We start from the raw sequence: 16,526 nt of genomic DNA, 5'->3' as shown, positions 1-16,526 counted from the left end.
CTCATGGCACCAGCGATGCGTCGGCTTCGTCGGGCGGCGGCGTGATGCCGAAGCTCGCCATGTAGCCCCGGTAGAAGCGCTGTCCGAAGGGAACGGAGAAGAGCTTGTCCCGGAAGGCATCCTCCACGGCGCCCCGGGCCGCCACGGTGGACTCGCGCCAGGGCAGCCCGCTCGCGTCCACCACCTCCGCCGCGCGCGTGAGGCTGAACGTCGCTTCCCGCCCCGTGCCGCGCAGGTAGTAGCCGCGGCCCACGGGCAGCGACACCACCAGCGGCCGCTCGCGCTCCTTGTGCAGCTCCACCACGCGGATGCCTCGCGCGTCCTCCACCCACAGCCGGCCCTCAAGACCCGTGGGCACGAGCAGGTAGCCCAGCGACGCGGCGGTCCCCATGTCCGTCAGCGCGAACGCCCGGTCCAGCGCGGGCGGCTGGATGAACACTCGCGGCTGTCCCCGCACGTCGTCCAGGCCCTGGCTGGCGGCGGCCACGAAGGCCCGCAGCTCCGCGTAGTCCACGCGTCCGTCGCCGTTGACGTCGCCCGCGCCCGACAGCGCCGAGCGCACCATGTGGCTGAAGACGCCGGAGCGGATGGCGCTCCACTCGTGGCTCTCCTGCTCCGACGACGTGGACAGCACCACGCCCACCTGCGGGAAGCGCTCCAGTTCGCGCCCGCCCAGCAGGCCCTTCACGGCGTCCGCGTACGCGGGACCCACCGGCAGCGAACCGCGCGAGTGCACGAAGAAGTACGAATCACACGCGTCCACGATGAGCTGGATGAAGGACGCCTTGCTCGGCGCGAGCACGCGCGAGAACAGCTCCGTGCGCGTCAGGGGCCCGTCCAACAGGCTCACGCTTCCTTCTCCCGCGGCGCCGCGCTTGCCATGGCCTACGAAGACGAAGGACAGCACCGGTGCCTGTCCCCGCGCCCGGTCCTGGGCCATGCGTTCATTCAGGCGGCGGAGCGCGTCCTCCAGGGAGGCATGCGTGGGAGGGCGCGTCTTCGCGGCGAGCCCCGGGTGCAGGGCCTGCGTGTCGGCGTCCAGCACACTGAGCAGGATCACTTCGCGCGAACGGGGCGCGAACAGCTCGTAGTACCGGGCGCCGTCGTCGTCGGCGTAGCGCAGGGGCGCCTGGGACTTCTCCGTGCCCGTGTTGCTGGCGACGATGAGCGCGTAGTGCACCTGTTCGGGCGCGGCGCGCGCGGCGGTTCCCACCAGGAGGAGCACACCCAGGGCCAGGGTCCTGTGGGAGGGCAATCGCATGGGGAGATGGCGCGGTGCGCCGGAAAGAAAGGATGCCACGGAAAACGTCCGACAATCCACTGGGGCCTGCTCGCGACAACATGCAGATGACGGGACCGCGATGGTCGCGGTAAGCCCCTGAGGGATGGAGTGGGATGACGACACGCTGCGCCGTTTTCGCGAAGGCACCCCTGAGGTGTTGGCGGACGTGTATCGCGCGCACGCGGAGCCGCTCGCCCGCCTGCTCAAGGCGGCCGCATGGCGGGGGGCCTTCACCCGCTTGAGGAACGCGATGGAGTTGGAGAACACCCTGCTGGAGACCTTCGCCCGCGCGTTCGAGCCTCGCACGCGCGCGGCCTACAACGGCACGCGCCCCTACTCCCACTTCCTGATGGGCATCGCGCGCAATGTCCTCCTCGAACAGTCGCGCGAGCGGGAGCTGGTGGGGCGGGACGTGCCCTTCGAGGGACTCACCGAGGCGTCGGGCGAGGACGGCGGGCTGGCGGAGGTGCTGGAGGACCGCGAGGTGGAGACGCTGCTCGCGGTGTTCAAGGATGGACTGTCGCGCGAGGAGCACCGGTTGTTCGAGCTGCGCTTCGGCGAAGGCGTGGCCCAGGAAGACGCCGCCACGGCGCTGGGTCTCACGCGCATCCAGGTGCGGCGGCGGGAGTTCGGGTTGAAGTCCAGGCTGCTCGGGTTCCTCCAGTCGAAGGGGTACCTGGAGGACCTGGAGACGCAGGGCTGGAGCTTCTTCAAGCGACGGGGTGCACGATGAGCCGCTGTGACGACCGTCGGGTGAAGCAGGCGATGGCCGCCCTCTTCGAGAAGGGCTCCGAGGCGTTGGACGCGACCGGTTTCCAACAACTGCGCGCGCACCTGGCGACGTGCCCTTCGTGCCAGGAGACCTACGACCGGCTGTCCCGCGTGGAGTCCGCGCTGGAGAAGCGCGCCCTTCCCCAGGCGAAGAGCGCGCTCTTGGAGCAGGCGCTGTGGGCGCGGATGGCGAAGCAGTCCAGTCCCGCCCCGCGTCCGGCGGTGGTGGAGCCCGCGCGTCGGTGGTTCACGTCCCCGTTTCTCGTGCCCCTGTCGCTGGGCGCGGCGGCGGCCGCCGTGGCGCTGATGGTCGTGGTGCCTTCGCTCCAGCGTCCGGAGGAGACGGCGCCGGAGTGGCAGGCGCGCTCGGCGGCGCCGGGCGTGGGGGCCTGGGGCGTGCGGGCCTTCTGCATCGCGCCCGCGGGGGCGGTGGTCGCGGAGGCCCGGCCGGGTGGGACGCTGGCGTGCGCGGAGGGACACGCGGTGCAGTTCAGCTACACCGCGCCGGAGCGCGCTCGCCTGTCGGTGGACGGCACGTCCGTGACGGGGGAGGCGCTGCACTTCTTTCCGCGCGAGGGTTCGGCCTCCGAAGTCACGGCCGGCGTGGACGTCGCGTTGCCGTTCAGCACGCCGGTCCAGGGTGGGTGGCTGACGGGCCCCGTGCTGGTGCGCGCGAACTTCACGGACGCGCAGGGCAGGACGGTCGCGGACACGCTGGTGACGCTCACGCCCGTGTCCCCCTGAAACGAACAACCCCTCCCCCGTGCGAGCACAGGGAAGGGGCGGGGACTGCCGAGCTTTGTGGGGTCCGAAACGACGGACGCGGCGCGGCGGTCCACTTCCTTGGTGCCGGTGGACAGCATGGCGCGTCGAGGAGGTTCTCGGGCCGCACGCACCATGTTCCGGCGATGGAGTTCGTGAAGGTGACGCGGCATCCAGGACGCGTCCTGGAATCAGGTGTCACAAGCCGGCTTTCGTGGATCGCGACGCCAACGGATTCTTCTGAAGCGGCGGATTCCGGGGCCCTGGCCAGGCCGAGGGGTCGTTCGCGCCCCCGGGGCTGACAGTGTCTGGAGCGGGAGGGGGCTCCGGGTGGGTCGCCGGTATACAGTCCGCGCCGTGTTCTACGCATGTGTACGGGCGGTGGTGGCGCTGGCCCTGCGACTCTTCTACCGGGTGAAGGTGAATGCCCCGGCCGAGGAGCCTTCCGGGGCGGTGCTCTTCGTGGGCAACCATCCGAACGGGCTCATCGACCCGGCGCTGGTGTTCATCCTCACGCGGCGCAAGGTGACGTTCCTGGCCAAGTCGCCGCTGTTCAAGCTGCCCGTCATCGGCTGGCTGCTCAAGGGCCTGGACGCGCTGCCGGTGTACCGCAAGCAGGATGACCCGACGCAGATGGGGCGCAACGAGGGCACCCTGGACGCGGCGAAGGGCGCGCTCGTGAAGGGGCGGGCCATCACCATCTTCCCGGAGGGCAAGAGCCACTCGGAGCCGGGGCTCGCGGAGTTGAAGACGGGCGCGGCGCGAATCGCGCTCAGCGCCGCGCGCGAGGGCGCTGCCGTTCGCATCGTCCCGGTGGGGCTCACCTACGCGGAGAAGAACGTCTTTCGCAGCGAGGTGCTCATCGACCAGGGGGCGCCCATCGACGTGACGGCCTTCCTGCCGAAGGACGCGGAGGCCGCGACGGAGCAGGCGTCGGTGCGCGCGTTGACGGAGCGGGTGGCCGAGGGGCTGGGCGCCGTGACGCTGAACCTGGAGCAGTGGGAGGACCTGCCGGTGGTGCAGGTGGCGGAGCAGCTCTACGCCTTCCGGCAGGGCGGGAAGCTGGATGCGGAGCGGCTGCGGCTGTGGGCGCGCGGGGTGCGGCTGTTCCGCACGCAGGAGCCGGAGCGCTACGAGCGGCTGCGGCTGCACCTGGCTTCGTTCCGCAAGCGGATGACGCTGGTGCAGGTGACGCGGCCGGAGGAGCTGTCCGTGCAGTACCGGGCGGGCAACGTGGCGCCCTTCGTGGTGAAGACGCTGCTGACGCTGGTGTTCGGGCTGCCGTTGTTCGCGCTGGGGCTGGTGTTGTTCGGGCTGCCGTACCCGGTGCCCCGGATGGCGGCGAAGAGCGCGGAGCTGGACATGCAGGCCACGGTGAAGTTCCTCACCGCGCTGGTGCTCTCGCTGGTGTGGTGGGGCGTGCTCACCGGCGCGGCGGCGCTGTGGGGTGGGTGGGCGTGGGGGCTGGCGACGTTCGTGCTCCTGGTGCCGCTGGCGCTCTTCACGCTGTATTTCGCGGAGCGCTGGGACGGCATCCGTCACGACCTGGAGATGTTCTTCACGCTGGGCAACCGGCAGCGGCTGCGGACCCGGCTGCTGGCGGAAGGGGAGCGGCTGGCGACCGAGGTGGAGCGGCTGGCGGAGGCGTATCGGCCGCAGCTCCAGGTGCCCGGTCCCTCGCCCGTCGCGAAGTAGGCGTGTGGGGCGGACGGCGGGTCGGAAGATCCGCCGATGCCGCCGAAAGTCCCGCCCTCCTGGTGGCCCCGGTCTGGTCGTTAGGTTCCTGCCTGGAATCAACGACGGATGACTGCTCCGGACGGCGTGTTGCCTCCGCTCACGCGACCCCGCCTGCTTCAGGGCACGTCGGTGGGGGCGCGGGCACGCAGCTCCCGGAGGGTTCATCCTCAACGCAGGGGAGCAGGACCATGGCTTACGACGTCGTCATCGTGGGAGGCGGCCCCGCGGGGCTCAATGCCGCGCTGAACCTGGGCCGTGCGCGCAGGGCGGTGCTGCTGTGTGACGCGGGCACGCCGCGCAACGTGGCCGCGAAGCACATGCACGGCTTCGCTTCGCGCGACGGCATCCCGCCCCCGGAGTTCCGGCGCATCAGCCGCGAGCAGCTCCAGCGCTACAAGAACGTGGAGGTGCGGGACACGCGCGTGGGTTCGGTGGAGCCGCATGCCGGTGGTTTCCGCGTGGCGCTGGGGGACGGCACCACGGTGGAGGCCCGCCGCATCCTGGTGGCGGTGGGCATGGTGGACGTCATGCTGGACATCCCCGGCTACAAGGAGCTGTGGGGGACGAGCATCTACCAGTGCCCGTTCTGCCATGGCTGGGAGGTGCAGGATGAACCCTTCGGCGTGCTGGCCACGGAGCCCGCGTACCTGGACTACGCCATCATGGTCCAGGGCTGGTCCCGCGACCTCACGGTCTTCACCCACGGCAGCTTCGAGGTGCCGCCCGAACAGCGCGAGCGGCTCCACCACCTGGGCCTGCGTCTGGAGGAGCGGAAGATCCGCGCGCTCCTCGGGAAGGACGGGCACCTGGAGGAGGTGGAACTGGAGGATGGAACGCGCGTGGCCCGGCGGGTGATGTTCTCCGCTCCGCCACAGCGGCAACCGGAGCTCGTCACCCGGCTGGGGCTCGCGCTGGATGAGCAGGGCTTTGTGAAGGTGAACGGGATGGGAGAGACGTCCGTGCCGGGCATCTCCGCGGCGGGTGACACGACGACGCGCATGCAGGTGGCCGTCATGGCGGCCAGCGCGGGTGGCCTCGCCGGGGCGGTGATGAGCCACGGCCTCGCGATGGAGGACGCGGACTGGCGTTACACGGCCGCGACGGGCAAGCCTCCTCCGGCGAAGCAGAAGCCGCACTGACGGGCTGCTTGCGCTACGCAGTCACAGCGCGCTGATGGAGGCGCCGTGGCCCGGCACTGCGGTGGAACGGTGCTGCTTGCGCCACGCGGCGGGCGTCACCCCTTCCGCGCGCCGGAACAGGCGGATGAAGTGCGTGGGGTCCGCGTAGCCCACGCGCTCGGCGATGATGTCGATGCGCTCATCGGAGGACAGCAGTCTCCTCCGTGCCTCCGCGAGCCGGCCGGAGATGATCCACTCCACCGCGCTGTGGCCCGTGGCCTGCCTGAGCGCGGTCGTCACGTGCGAAGGTGAACGGCCCACGGCGGCGGCCACCTCGCGCAGCGAAATGGGCTCCAGGCAGTGTCGCTCGATGAACGTGAGCGCCTCGCCCACCCACGACGCATGCACGTCCGCGCCAGTCCACGCGCCGGAGCGCGCCACCTCCGCGAGCACCAGCGAGAACAGGCTTCTCACCACCTGCTCCCCCAATGCACTGGCCGGAGCACGCGTCTCCTCGTCAATCTCCGACATCAGCCGGAGCAGGTGCTGCTGCCGGCCGGAGGGAATGGGCACGACGGCGGAGGCGCCCTGGCGCACGCGCTCGAACGGCTCCAGCAGCGGGCCCACCTCCGTCAGCGCGAAGGCGGACGGGTGGAACCCCAGGCCGACGAACTCCGCGCCCTCCGCTTCCACCAACCGGTGCTTCTGTCCCGCGGGGATGAGCACCATGTCGCCGGGAGACAGCCTCAGCCGGGTGGGCTGCTCGATGGTGGCCTGTCCCCCCGTGTAGAGGGTGAGGGCGGCGTGGGCATGGCTGGCCGGACGCGCATTGCAGCCCTTGAGGATGCCCCTCCCGACGAACAGGGGACCTGGACCCCAGTGGTGAGGATGCTCGGCAGCCACGCAGTGCCTCCGCTTCCTTCCTTACGCGAGCAGCGAACCTCCTCGCACAACGGCCCCGGGCTCGGATGCATTCCGAGCCCGGCGGTTGCGCGTCAGGTGCGCGCCTGGGGCACGGCTTCCCGGAACAGCTTCGCGCCCACGAGCAGCATCATCCCACCCAGCAGCACCGGCACCGCGTTGATGGCGATGGCGGTGTGGAGGCTGGCCATGTCCGCGATCTGCCCGATGAGCGTGGGCGAAATCGCGTCGCCCAGCATGTGGATGCACAGCACGTTCAGGCCCATGGCGAACGCGCGGAACGCGGGCGGCACGCAGTTGACGATGGCCGCGTTGATGGGACCGCTGTTGAGGAAGATGAGGAACTGCGCCACGCCAATGGCCGCGAATGTCAGCGTCGTGTCCTGCAGGTTCACCGCCAGGTACATGCACGGCGCCGCGAGCATCAGCCCGATGCCGGACAGCCACAGTCCGCCGCCCGCGCGCTTGCGGTCCATCTTGTCGCCCAGCCAGCCGCCCGCCACGGTGCCGGTGAGGCCCGCGATGGCGGTGATGGCGCCGAAGACGAGGCCCACGCGCCCGGGGTGCTCCAGCCACAACTGTCGCTCCCGCACCAGATACGTGGGCATCCAGAACGCGAGCCCGCCAATGGAGAACGTCATCAGCGTGTAGCCCGCCGTCGTCGCCCAGAAGGCGGTGTTGCGGCCCAGGCCCCTGAGGCCCTCCATGAAGGGCAGCTTCACCGCCGCGTCCGGCCCGTCCATGGCGCCGCGCTTGGGCTCCGGCATGAAGAAGGCCATGGCGCCCAACACGAGCCCCGGCACGCCGCCCGCGAAGAACGCCGCGTGCCACGAATACGTCTGTGTTAGCCACCCGCCCAGGCCGTAGCCCATCGCGGAGCCCACCGGGATGGCGATGTAGAAGTACGACAGCATCCGCGTGCGCTGCTCGCGCGGATACAGGTCGGAGATGATGGACGGCGCCACCGCGCCATAGCCCGCCTCGCCAATGCCAATCACCGCGCGCGCCAGCAGCAGCGCCGTGAACGTGGACGCAAGGCCGCTGGCCCCGGTGGCCAGGCTCCAGAGGAGCACGCCGCCCGCCACCAGCAACCGGCGCGGCACCCGGTCTCCCAGGAAGCCGCCCAGGGGGGATGCCAGCATGAACACGACGATGAAGACGGTGCCCAGGAGGCCCGACTGCGCGTCGTTGATGCCGAAGTCCTTCTGAATCTCCGGCAGCGCGACCGCGATGATGTACCGGTCGAGGTAGTTGACCAGGTTGATGAGGGTCAGGATGAACAGCGCGTAGCCCGCGCGCACGGACTGCGTGGCGGGCGCGCTGGACGCAGCGGTGGGGGAAGAGGCGTTCATGAGGAGGAGGGGGCGGAACCGAAGCGGTGGGCCAGCAGGCCCCAGCGCAGGCCGCGGTCACTCACGCGGCAGGCGTCCAGGCGCAGGGCCTTCACCGCTTCGCGCAGGATGAGCGCGCCCGCGGGGATGACGTCCGCGCGCTTGGGCTGGATTCCAGGCAGCGCGCGCCGGGCCTCCAGGGGCAGGGTGCACAGCGTGTCCGTGAGCGCGTCCAGTTCGCCCCGGGACAGCGTGCCGCCGTGGACCTGCTCCGCGTCATAGGTCGCCATCTGGTGCTGCACGGCGTACAGCGTCGTCACCGTGCCGGCCACGCCCACCAGCATCGCGTTCGGCGGCGGCGGGGGCAGGGCGGCGAAGGTGTCGCGCAGGTGCGCTTCGATGGCGCCGCGCTCGTCGGCGGACAGCGGGTCGGTGCGCACGAAGCGCTCGGTGAGGCGCACGGCGCCCACGTCGAAGCTGTGACGGAAGGCCACGCTCCCGGCGTCGTTGCCGTAGATGAACTCCGTGGATCCGCCGCCAATGTCCACGACGAGCAGCGGACCGGCCGCCTCGCCCGCGAAGTCCGTGGCCACCGCGGCGAAGGACAGTTGGGCCTCCAGCTCACCGGCGATGATCTCCACCGTCACGCCCGCGCGGGCCTTCGCGGCGGCGATGAAGTCCGCGCCGTTCTTCGCGTCGCGCGCGGCGCTGGTGGCGGAGACCGCGATGGCCTCCGCGCCCAGCGAGCGGGCCTCGTCCGCGAAGGTGACCAGCGTGGACAGCGTGGCCTCCATGCCGTCCGGAGAGAGCACGCGGTGGGTGTCCACGCCCCGGCCCAGCCGGGTGATTTCCGCGCGCTCCACCACGGCCTCGAAGCGCCCGTCCGGCTGGCGATCCGCGACCAGCAGCAGCACGGAGTTGGTCCCGATATCGATGGATGCGAAGCGCGGCATGCGGCGCACACTACTCAACGCAGCAGCGCTTCCAAAGCATCCCCCAGGGCCTCGTAGTCCGCCGGGGTGTTGTAGAGCTGGGCGGACACCCGCAGGTGACGCCGGGGCGCCTTCGGCCAGGGGGTGACCGGGACCTCCACGCGGTGCTCCTCGAACAGGCGCACATGGAGTGGGTCCAGGTAGAGCGGGGGCTCGGGACGCTCCGGGGCCCCGTCTGGAAGGGCCACGCACGCCATGCTGCCCACCATCGTGTCGGGGCACAGCGGCGTGTCCTGGCCCAGCCGGGCGTTCAGGTACCGCCGGGCGGCGAGGGCCTTCTCGCGGTTGGAGGTCATCACCTCCGGCCACCCGCCCGGCACCAACCCGCCCACGACGCGCAGCGCGGTGGGGATGCACAGGAAGGGCGTGGGGTCGTGCGTGCCTGTCCAGTCGAACTCCAGCCGGAAGCGCGAACGGTTCGTGCGCGGCGAGTTGTGCCCGTGGCTCACCACCAGCGGCTTCATCCCCGCCTGCAGGTCCTTTCGCACGTGGAGAAACGCGGCGCCCTTGGGTGCGCACAGCCACTTGTGGCAGTTGCCGGTGTAGTACGCCGCGCCCAGCTCCTGGAGCGCCAGCGGCACCATGCCCGGCCCGTGGGCGCCGTCCACCAGCGTCTCCACGCCGCGCTCGCGCATGCGGCGCACCAGCTCCGCGAGCGGCATCACCAGGGCCGTCTGGCTGGTGATGTGGTCGATGAGCAGGAGCCGCGTGCGCGGCGTCACCTGCGCCATCACCGCGTCCACGACGGCGTCCGGGGAGGGCACCGGCCAGGGCAGCTTCGCGACCACCACCTTCGCGCCCATCCCAGCGCAGGCCACGTCGAGCGCGTTCTTCGACGCGTTGTATTCGTTGTCGGTGGTGAGCAGCTCGTCGCCGGGCTGGAAGCGCAGGTTGCGCAGCACGGTGTTCACGCCCGAGGTGGCGTTGGGCATGAACGCCAGGTCGTCCGCGTCCGCGCCCACGAAGGCCGCGAGCGCGGCGCGGGCCTCATCCAGCAGCGGCTCCACCTCGCGGCCCAGGAAGCGCACGGGTTCGGCTTCCAGGCGGGCCCGCAGCTCCGACTGGTGCTGGAGCACCGCCGTGGGGCAGGCGCCGAACGAACCGTGATTGAGGAAGACGACCTTTGGATCCAGGCCCCAGTGGGACCGGAGGGGAGCGCTCATGAGGCGCAATGCACCCCGGCGCGTCCCCCCTGTCAACGGACCGTGAGACCTACTTCGCGGCCGGGGCGATGCCCCAGTCGGGCGTCAGCCAGTTGCCCTTCTCCATGGGGAGCGGCAGCTGGTTGTTGCCCTCGGCGGTCATCACCCACAGGTGCGCGCCGCCGTTGCGGCTGGTGCTGAACATGATGAGCCGGCCGTTGGGAGAGAAGGTGGGCTCCTCGTTGTTGCCCTGGTCCTGCGTCAGGCGCGTCACCTTGCCCGTCTCCGCGTGGACGGTGAACAGGTCGAACGCGTTGCGCTCGTCGCGCGCGGTGAAGGCGATGAGGTCCCCGCGCGGCGACCAGTCCGGCGTCTGGTTGTAGTTGCCCTGGAAGGTGAGCCGCTTCACGCCAGAGCCATCCGCGCCCATCACGTAGACTTGAGGGCTGCCGCCCCGGTTGGACACGAACGCGATTCTCTTGCCGTCCGGCGACCACGTGGGGCTGGTGTTGAGGCCGTAGGGCGTGTCGGTGACGGCCTTCGCCCCGGAGCCATCCGCGGCGGACACGTAGATCTGCGCGCTCTCACCTTCGGCCAGCGCGTACGCGATCTTCTTGCCGTCCGGCGAGAACGCGACGCCCGTGGCCATCTGCCCGTCCGTCACCACGGCCTTCGCTTCGCCGCCGGGGGACTGCACGTAGATGTCCGGCCGGTTCTTCCGGTACGACGTGTAGCCCACCTGTCCCGACGGGCTGAGCGTGGGGAGGATGTGCGTGCCGCCCTTGGTGAGCGCCTGCGCGCCCATGCCGTCCCAGTCCGCCACGAACACGTCGCGGTTGGCGCCCGCCTTGCGCACGTAGGTGATGCGCGACAGGAAGGGGCTCGCCTCGCGGGTGAAGTGCCGGTAGAGCGCGTCCGCCAGCGCGTGCGCCAACTGCCGGGGCTCGTTGGCCGGCGCGTCCTTGGCCACCTTCAGGTCCTCATGGCCGGTGGCCACGTTGAACAGGCGCAGCTCTCCGCGCAGCCTGCCGCCGTCCTGCGCGAGCGACACCTTCACCAGCGACTCCGCGCCCACGTCCGCCCAGCGGCTGAAGTTGATGCTGGCCGCCGTCATGCCTTCTTTCGCGTCGGCGGTGAAGCCCGCGCGGTCCAACACCTGGAAGATGCCGGAGGCGGTCAGGTCGTACGAGAACGCGGTGTCGAACGCGCCGGCCGCCTTCTTGTCGCCGCCGTCCTGCAGGGTGGGCGCGGGCGACGCGAGCGGCAGCGGACGGAAGTTCGCGCCGGAGATTTCGATGACGGGCGCCTGCGCCAGCACCAGCGCGGGCACGAGGAGGAGCGACAGCAGGAAGGCTTTCATGGGCTGAACACCAGGACGACGCCGTTCTTCTGGAGCGCGTCGCGAAGGGCATCGGGGGGAGGAGAGAAGGGAGACGCCTTGCGCACGGCGGCCACGACCGCCGAGTCGAACAGTTCGTTGCCACTGGCCTTGGCCAGGCTCACGTCCAGCACCTCGCCGGCGCGGCCCAGCTTCATGGCCACCTGCGCCTTCAAGTACAGGCGCTCCGCGTCGGGGATGGTGTCCGCGACGTTGTAGTGCCGGCGCACCTGGGACTTGAGCAGGCCGTAGTACCGCTCGCCCTCCTGGACCGCCGAGTCACCGTCCGGGTCGCCGTCCTCCGCGCCCTCCAGCTCCTCCGGCTCGCTGGGCTTCGCGGACTTGTCGAACGCGCCGAAGAGCTTCTTGCGCCGGTCCTCCGCCGTCGGCTCGCCCTTCTGGGGCGTGGGGGCCGGGGCGGGCTTCGCGCCGGGCACCGCCACCGCGTTGGGGGAGGGCGCGGGCACCGGCTCCTGGGAGGGAGGGGTGGGCACGGGCTTCGCGGCGACCTCCTTGGGCGGAGGCTGGGCCTGCTCCTTGCGGGGCAGCAGCTTCGGGTCGCGAGGCTTGCCCAGGCGCACCAGCGACGCGTTGATGGGCTTCGTGTCCAGGTCCATCTTCGGCGTGGCCGTGAAGCGCGCGTAGAGGATGGCCGCCACCAGCACCGCGAGGTGGCCGCCCACGGAGAAGACGACGAAGCGCGACAGCTTCGTGGGCCGGGCCACGAGCAGGCTGTGGGTCAACGCGGAATCCATGCGCTAGCGCTTCGCTTCCTTCGGCTTGCCCTTGCCACCAGCGGCCGTGGGCGTCTTGTTCCCGGGGTTGGACGCCTTGTTGCCGGTGGAAGGGTCCGTGATCATCCCCACATTCTTGATGCCCGCTCGCTGGGCGGCGGCCATCACCTCCACCACCACGCCGTAGGGCACGTCGCGGTCCGCGTGGAGGTAGACCTCCTTGTCCGCCTGCGCCTTGGCGTTGGCGGCCAGCTTCGTCTCCAGTTCCTCCAGGGGCACTTCCGCATCCCCGATGTAGACCTTCTTGCCCGCGTCGATGGAGAGGACGACCTTCTTCTCCGTCGCCTCCACCGGGGTGGCCTTGGTCTCCGGGAGGTTCACCTTCACGCCCTGCTGGATGAGGGGTGCCGTCACCATGAAGATGATGAGCAGCACCAGCATCACGTCCACCATGGGCGTGACGTTGATCTCGCTCATGGTGGTACGGCCACCGCCGCCTTTTCCGCCGCCCATGCCCATGGGTGTGTCCCCTTGTGCCTAGCGGAAGAAGTGCCGCTTGATGATGTTGAGGAAGTCCGCGGAGAAGTTGGACATCTCCGTGTCGAACACCTTGATGCGGCTGACGAACGAGTTGTACGCGACCACCGCCGGGATGGCCGCGAACAGGCCCGCCGCCGTGGCGAACAGCGCGTTGCCGACGGGCGCCGCCACCGTGGCCAGCGTCGCGTTGCCCTGCTCAGCGATCTGGTTGAACGCGCTCAGGATGCCAATCACCGTGCCGAACAGGCCCACGAACGGGGACGCCGCGCCCACCGTGCCCAGGAAGGACACGCGGTTCTCCAGCTCGGTGATCTGCGCCGTGGCCGCGCGGTTGAGCGCGCGCTCCACGTTCTCGATGCCGCCCAGCTTCGCGCTCATCGCGTCCTCGGCGCCGCCCTCCTTGCCCGTCTGCGCCAGCTTGCTCAGCTCCTCGTAGCCCGCGCAGAACACCTTCGACAGCGGCGAGCCCTCCAGCTTCAGGGCGGACTGGTAGATGGCCTCCAGCCGGGACGCCTTCCAGAACGTGTCGAGAAAGGTAAGCGACTGGGAGCGGGCGCGGGACAACTGGGTGAACTTCATGGCGATGAGGGCCCAGGAGGCCACGGACACCGACATGAGGAGCAGGAGCACCGCGAGCTCGATGAACGACGCGTCGCGGATGATCTCCACGTAGTTCATGGCGCCAAAGGCCAGGGGCAGGTGGGGTATCATTGGGGTTCAGCGCGTAACATCCACCGCGCGGGTGGGTCAAACCCGCCGTCGGTGCCCGGTTGCTTTGGACGGGACTGAATAATTCCCGGGGTCGGTCGTCTGGAGTGTTGTTACGGGCCGACGACCTAAACTTCCCGAAACACGGATGCCCACCATGAACGCGAGACTGCTCGCCCCATTCCTCTGCCTCGCTGCTTTCTCCTCCGGCTGCGTCATCGAAGACTCCGGCCCCCGCTATCCCGGCGACGTCCGGCTGATGTGGACCTTCGCCGGTGCCCGCTGCGATGAAGCGCGCAACATCGAGGGTGTCGACATCACCATCAATGGGGAGTTGCTGGAGAATGGTGGCCAGTATCCCTGCCAGGCCAACGGCTTCGACGGCATCATCCTCCACGACTTCGCGCCGGGCGTGTACACCTTCAGCGCGGTGGGCGTGGACTACAACAACGTGGCCCGCTACTCGTACAGCGGCAGCTTCCGGGTGGACGGCGATGTGTCGGTGAACATCGACCTCTCGCTGAACGGCGGGCAGAACTCCTCCTTCGCCTACGTCAACTGGAAGTTCCCGACGGAGGTGGGCAGCCAGTACCCCACCTGTGGGCAGGCGGGCGTCGTCTCCGTGGATGCCCGGGTGGACGACGATGAGTGGGTGAACTTCGATTGCTACGAGGGCAGCGAGGGCAACTCGGTGAGCACCCCGACGCTGACTCCCGGGCAGCACTACCTGGAGGTGGTCGCCCTGGATTCCTTCGGCCTGCCCGTCTACTACTACGGCGGTGCCTTCACGGTGCAGAGCGGCGTGCCGGCGTCCGTCACGGCGGAGACCTACGCCATCGGCGGGGCCGCGGTGGGCTGGAAGTTCTATGAGTCCGGCAACCCGTACTCGCTGAGCTGCGCCCAGGCCGGCGTCACCGAGGTGGGCATCAACTTCAAGGACGTCTACACAGGCCTGTGGGTCTACGGCGATGAGGGGCAGTGGTTCTCCTGCAACGAGTCTCCGGCCGTCTTCGAGTTCCTCCGCCCGGGCCGCTACTTCGTGTCCTTCAAGGCGTCGGGTTCTGGCGGTCGCTACTACGAGTCCCGGTCGGACCTGGCGCCGTACGACGTGTTCGCCCACGACTTCCCGGGCGCGAATGATGCCCTGGATGCGCCGCTCTACCGCGTGAGGTAGGCGCGCCCTCCCAGCAAGGGAGCACGCAAGGGTCGGAGGCCTTCGGGCTTCCGGCCCTTCGTGCGTTCCGGGGGCCCGGGCCGTTGGCATCAAACGTGATAGGGACAGCCTCCATGCGGCAAGACAGCCACGGTCCCATCGGCGTGTTCGACTCTGGCATCGGAGGGCTCACGGTCCTCAAGGCGCTCATGGCGCGGCTCCCCCACGAACGGACGGTCTACCTGGGGGACACTGCGCGCGTGCCCTACGGCACCAAGTCCGGCGAGGTGGTGACGCGCTACTCGCTGAAGAACGCGGAGTTCCTGATGGAGCGCGGCATCAAGCTGCTGGTGGTGGCCTGCAACACCGCCTCCGCCGCGGCGCTGCCCGCGCTGTCCGCCACGCTGCCGGTGCCGGTGCTGGGCGTCATTGAACCGGGCGCGCGCGCGGCGCTGCGCCAGACGCGGGGCGGCGGGGTGGGCGTCATCGGGACGCCGGGCACCATCCGCTCGGGCGCGTACCAGCGGGCGCTGGAGGCCGGCAGCCCCCAGGTGACGGTGAAGGCGAAGGCGTGTCCGCTCTTCGTGCCCCTGGCGGAAGAAGGGTGGACCACGGGCGACGTGCCGTTGCTGGTGGCGAAGGAGTACCTGGCCGGCTTCGCGCACGACGGCGTGGACACGCTGGTGCTCGGCTGCACCCACTACCCGCTGCTCAAGGGCGTCATCGCCGAGGTCGTGGGGCCGCACGTGTCGCTGGTGGACTCGGCGGAGGCCACCGCGGAGGCCGTGGCGGAGCTGCTGGGTGCCCGGGGCCTGCTCGCGCCGGAGGCCTCCACGGCGCCTGAGCACGCGTACTTCGTCACCGACGTGCCGGAGCGCTTCGTGGAGGTGGGAGCCCGCTTCCTGGGGCGCCCCATTCCGTCCGCGGAGCAGGTGGACCTGCGCTTCTGACCGCGAGCCTGGAGGCCCCTTCGCCGCAGGGGACCTCCGGCTTCAGCGATTCAGCGCTTCTTAGGAAGACGAGCGGCTGGAGACGGACGGCGCGGACTCCTCGGCGGAGGCCTTGAGGAGTTCCTTGGCCGCCTGGAGCACGGGGACTTCCGTGGCGTCGTCCACGGCGACGAGCGCCTGGGCGGCCTCGGTGCCGATGTCGTCCTGGCGCGGCAGCTGGCCGGTGACAAAGGTGATGAGCCGCTCCATCAGCGGGAAGAAGTGGATCATCCGCAGCGGCCGGTTCATCCAGCCCACGGTGATGCAGTAGTACCGGTTGAAGGGCGCGGTGTGGTGGATGCGGTGGTGGTCCGGCGGCAGGATGAGGTGCACGCGCTGCAGGAAGTGGATGATGGCGGGCGGCTTGTCCAGGTGCGACCACTTGTGGAACTGGTTGGTCGCCATCACCCAGAAGATCATCGCGCCCAGGAACGCGGCCAGGAACACCCAGCCCGGCCCGTTGAGCGGCACGGCCACCGCGAGCGCCGCCACCGGCAGCGACACCAGGCAGTTGTTGCCGTTGGTCTCCACGAAGTCGTGGCGGGTGATGGCCTTCTCGTCGACGTGGTGCTCGCGGAAGGGGCGGATGAACGCCTTGCCCAGCACGGGCATCTCCGTGGAGCCCCACGTGTCGCCCATCCAGTGGACGAACCCCGAGACGAAGTCCGCGGCCAGGTAGCCCAGCACCACCGCCAGCGTCAGCATCCACGGGCCGGTGTGGTGGGTGTTCCAGAGCTTGTAGGCGAGCACGCCTTCCAGCGCGACGAACGACACGATGGAGGCGATCTCCATCGCGCGGATGGCGGGGGAGTACCCCTGCGCCAGCGTCTGGGCATCCTGGAGGCGGACCTTGTCCGTGATTTTGTCCGGCTTCGTCATCGGTGGGTTCCCGCCCTTCAGGGGTGGTTTGGGTCGAATGATACCGCGCGCGTGTCCAGGGGGTACGTATCCCAGGGCCTTTCGGCTTT

At 70.0% G+C, this 16,526-nt stretch carries 16 protein-coding genes; 6 read left to right on the top strand and 10 right to left on the bottom strand.

Annotated features, from left to right (window positions below):
- Nucleotide 1: 1 nt before the first annotated feature.
- Nucleotides 2–1,261: a hypothetical protein gene (locus OV208_RS14575; RefSeq protein WP_267574434.1), complete on the bottom strand. Its 1,260-nt coding sequence runs from the start codon at nt 1,259–1,261 to the stop codon at nt 2–4.
- 124 nt (nt 1,262–1,385) lie between these two features.
- Between OV208_RS14575 and OV208_RS14570 the strand changes: the two genes are divergently transcribed.
- The 4 genes from OV208_RS14570 to OV208_RS14555 all read left to right on the top strand — a co-directional run bounded on the left by OV208_RS14570 (nt 1,386) and on the right by OV208_RS14555 (nt 5,691).
- The gene (locus tag OV208_RS14570; RefSeq protein WP_267574433.1) at nt 1,386–2,015 is read left to right on the top strand and encodes an RNA polymerase sigma factor; all 630 of its coding nucleotides are present in this window, start codon (nt 1,386–1,388) and stop codon (nt 2,013–2,015) included.
- Nucleotides 2,012–2,797, top strand: coding sequence for a hypothetical protein (locus OV208_RS14565; protein ID WP_267574432.1), 786 nt, complete (start codon nt 2,012–2,014; stop codon nt 2,795–2,797). The genes OV208_RS14570 and OV208_RS14565 overlap by 4 nt, the downstream gene beginning before the upstream one ends.
- Nucleotides 2,798–3,172: 375 nt before the next feature.
- Entirely contained in the window at nt 3,173–4,510 is a 1,338-nt protein-coding gene (locus OV208_RS14560; protein WP_267574431.1) for a lysophospholipid acyltransferase family protein, read from the top strand.
- Nucleotides 4,511–4,740: 230 nt separating this feature from the next.
- Nucleotides 4,741–5,691, top strand: coding sequence for an NAD(P)/FAD-dependent oxidoreductase (locus OV208_RS14555; RefSeq protein ID WP_267574430.1), 951 nt, complete (start codon nt 4,741–4,743; stop codon nt 5,689–5,691).
- Nucleotides 5,692–5,712: 21 nt separating this feature from the next.
- Here OV208_RS14555 and OV208_RS14550 read toward each other — a convergent pair whose 3' ends face one another.
- The 8 genes from OV208_RS14550 to OV208_RS14515 all read right to left on the bottom strand — a co-directional run bounded on the left by OV208_RS14550 (nt 5,713) and on the right by OV208_RS14515 (nt 13,419).
- The gene (locus tag OV208_RS14550; RefSeq protein WP_267574429.1) at nt 5,713–6,573 is read right to left on the bottom strand and encodes an AraC family transcriptional regulator; all 861 of its coding nucleotides are present in this window, start codon (nt 6,571–6,573) and stop codon (nt 5,713–5,715) included.
- Between the two features lie 92 nt (nt 6,574–6,665).
- Nucleotides 6,666–7,943 (bottom strand): spinster family MFS transporter, encoded by a 1,278-nt coding sequence (locus OV208_RS14545; RefSeq protein ID WP_267574428.1) that lies wholly within the window; start codon nt 7,941–7,943, stop codon nt 6,666–6,668.
- Entirely contained in the window at nt 7,940–8,875 is a 936-nt protein-coding gene (locus OV208_RS14540) for a Ppx/GppA phosphatase family protein (RefSeq protein WP_267574427.1), read from the bottom strand. The genes OV208_RS14545 and OV208_RS14540 overlap by 4 nt, the downstream gene beginning before the upstream one ends.
- Before the next feature lie 14 nt (nt 8,876–8,889).
- On the bottom strand, nt 8,890–10,077 hold the full coding sequence (locus OV208_RS14535) for an aminotransferase class V-fold PLP-dependent enzyme (RefSeq protein ID WP_267574426.1): 1,188 nt from the start codon (nt 10,075–10,077) through the stop codon (nt 8,890–8,892).
- A 49-nt stretch (nt 10,078–10,126) separates the two neighbouring features.
- Nucleotides 10,127–11,416, bottom strand: coding sequence for a DPP IV N-terminal domain-containing protein (locus tag OV208_RS14530; RefSeq protein ID WP_267574425.1), 1,290 nt, complete (start codon nt 11,414–11,416; stop codon nt 10,127–10,129).
- Nucleotides 11,413–12,189 carry a TonB family protein gene (locus OV208_RS14525; protein WP_267574424.1) on the bottom strand — a complete coding sequence of 259 codons (777 nt, stop codon included), beginning with the start codon at nt 12,187–12,189 and terminating at the stop codon, nt 11,413–11,415. The genes OV208_RS14530 and OV208_RS14525 overlap by 4 nt, the downstream gene beginning before the upstream one ends.
- Before the next feature lie 3 nt (nt 12,190–12,192).
- A complete protein-coding gene (gene tolR, locus OV208_RS14520) occupies nt 12,193–12,687 on the bottom strand; it encodes a protein TolR (protein WP_120543566.1) in 495 nt (164 codons plus the stop codon).
- 18 nt (nt 12,688–12,705) lie between these two features.
- On the bottom strand, nt 12,706–13,419 hold the full coding sequence (locus tag OV208_RS14515; protein ID WP_120543565.1) for a MotA/TolQ/ExbB proton channel family protein: 714 nt from the start codon (nt 13,417–13,419) through the stop codon (nt 12,706–12,708).
- 154 nt (nt 13,420–13,573) lie between these two features.
- Between OV208_RS14515 and OV208_RS14510 the strand changes: the two genes are divergently transcribed.
- Both OV208_RS14510 and murI read left to right on the top strand, forming a co-directional pair.
- Nucleotides 13,574–14,590: a hypothetical protein gene (locus tag OV208_RS14510; RefSeq protein ID WP_267574423.1), complete on the top strand. Its 1,017-nt coding sequence runs from the start codon at nt 13,574–13,576 to the stop codon at nt 14,588–14,590.
- A gap of 113 nt (nt 14,591–14,703) precedes the next feature.
- Nucleotides 14,704–15,519, top strand: a complete 816-nt coding sequence (gene murI / locus OV208_RS14505) for a glutamate racemase (RefSeq protein ID WP_267574422.1) — start codon at nt 14,704–14,706, stop codon at nt 15,517–15,519.
- Nucleotides 15,520–15,579: 60 nt separating this feature from the next.
- Here murI and carF read toward each other — a convergent pair whose 3' ends face one another.
- On the bottom strand, nt 15,580–16,437 hold the full coding sequence (gene carF, locus OV208_RS14500) for a plasmanylethanolamine desaturase (protein WP_267574421.1): 858 nt from the start codon (nt 16,435–16,437) through the stop codon (nt 15,580–15,582).
- Nucleotides 16,438–16,526: the final 89 nt, after the last annotated feature.

Source organism: Corallococcus sp. bb12-1 (genome assembly GCF_026626765.1).
Classification (GTDB): Bacteria; Myxococcota; Myxococcia; order Myxococcales; family Myxococcaceae; genus Corallococcus; species Corallococcus terminator.
Note: the sequence above shows the minus strand (reverse complement) of the source record. Positions and strands in the feature narration are given on the sequence as shown.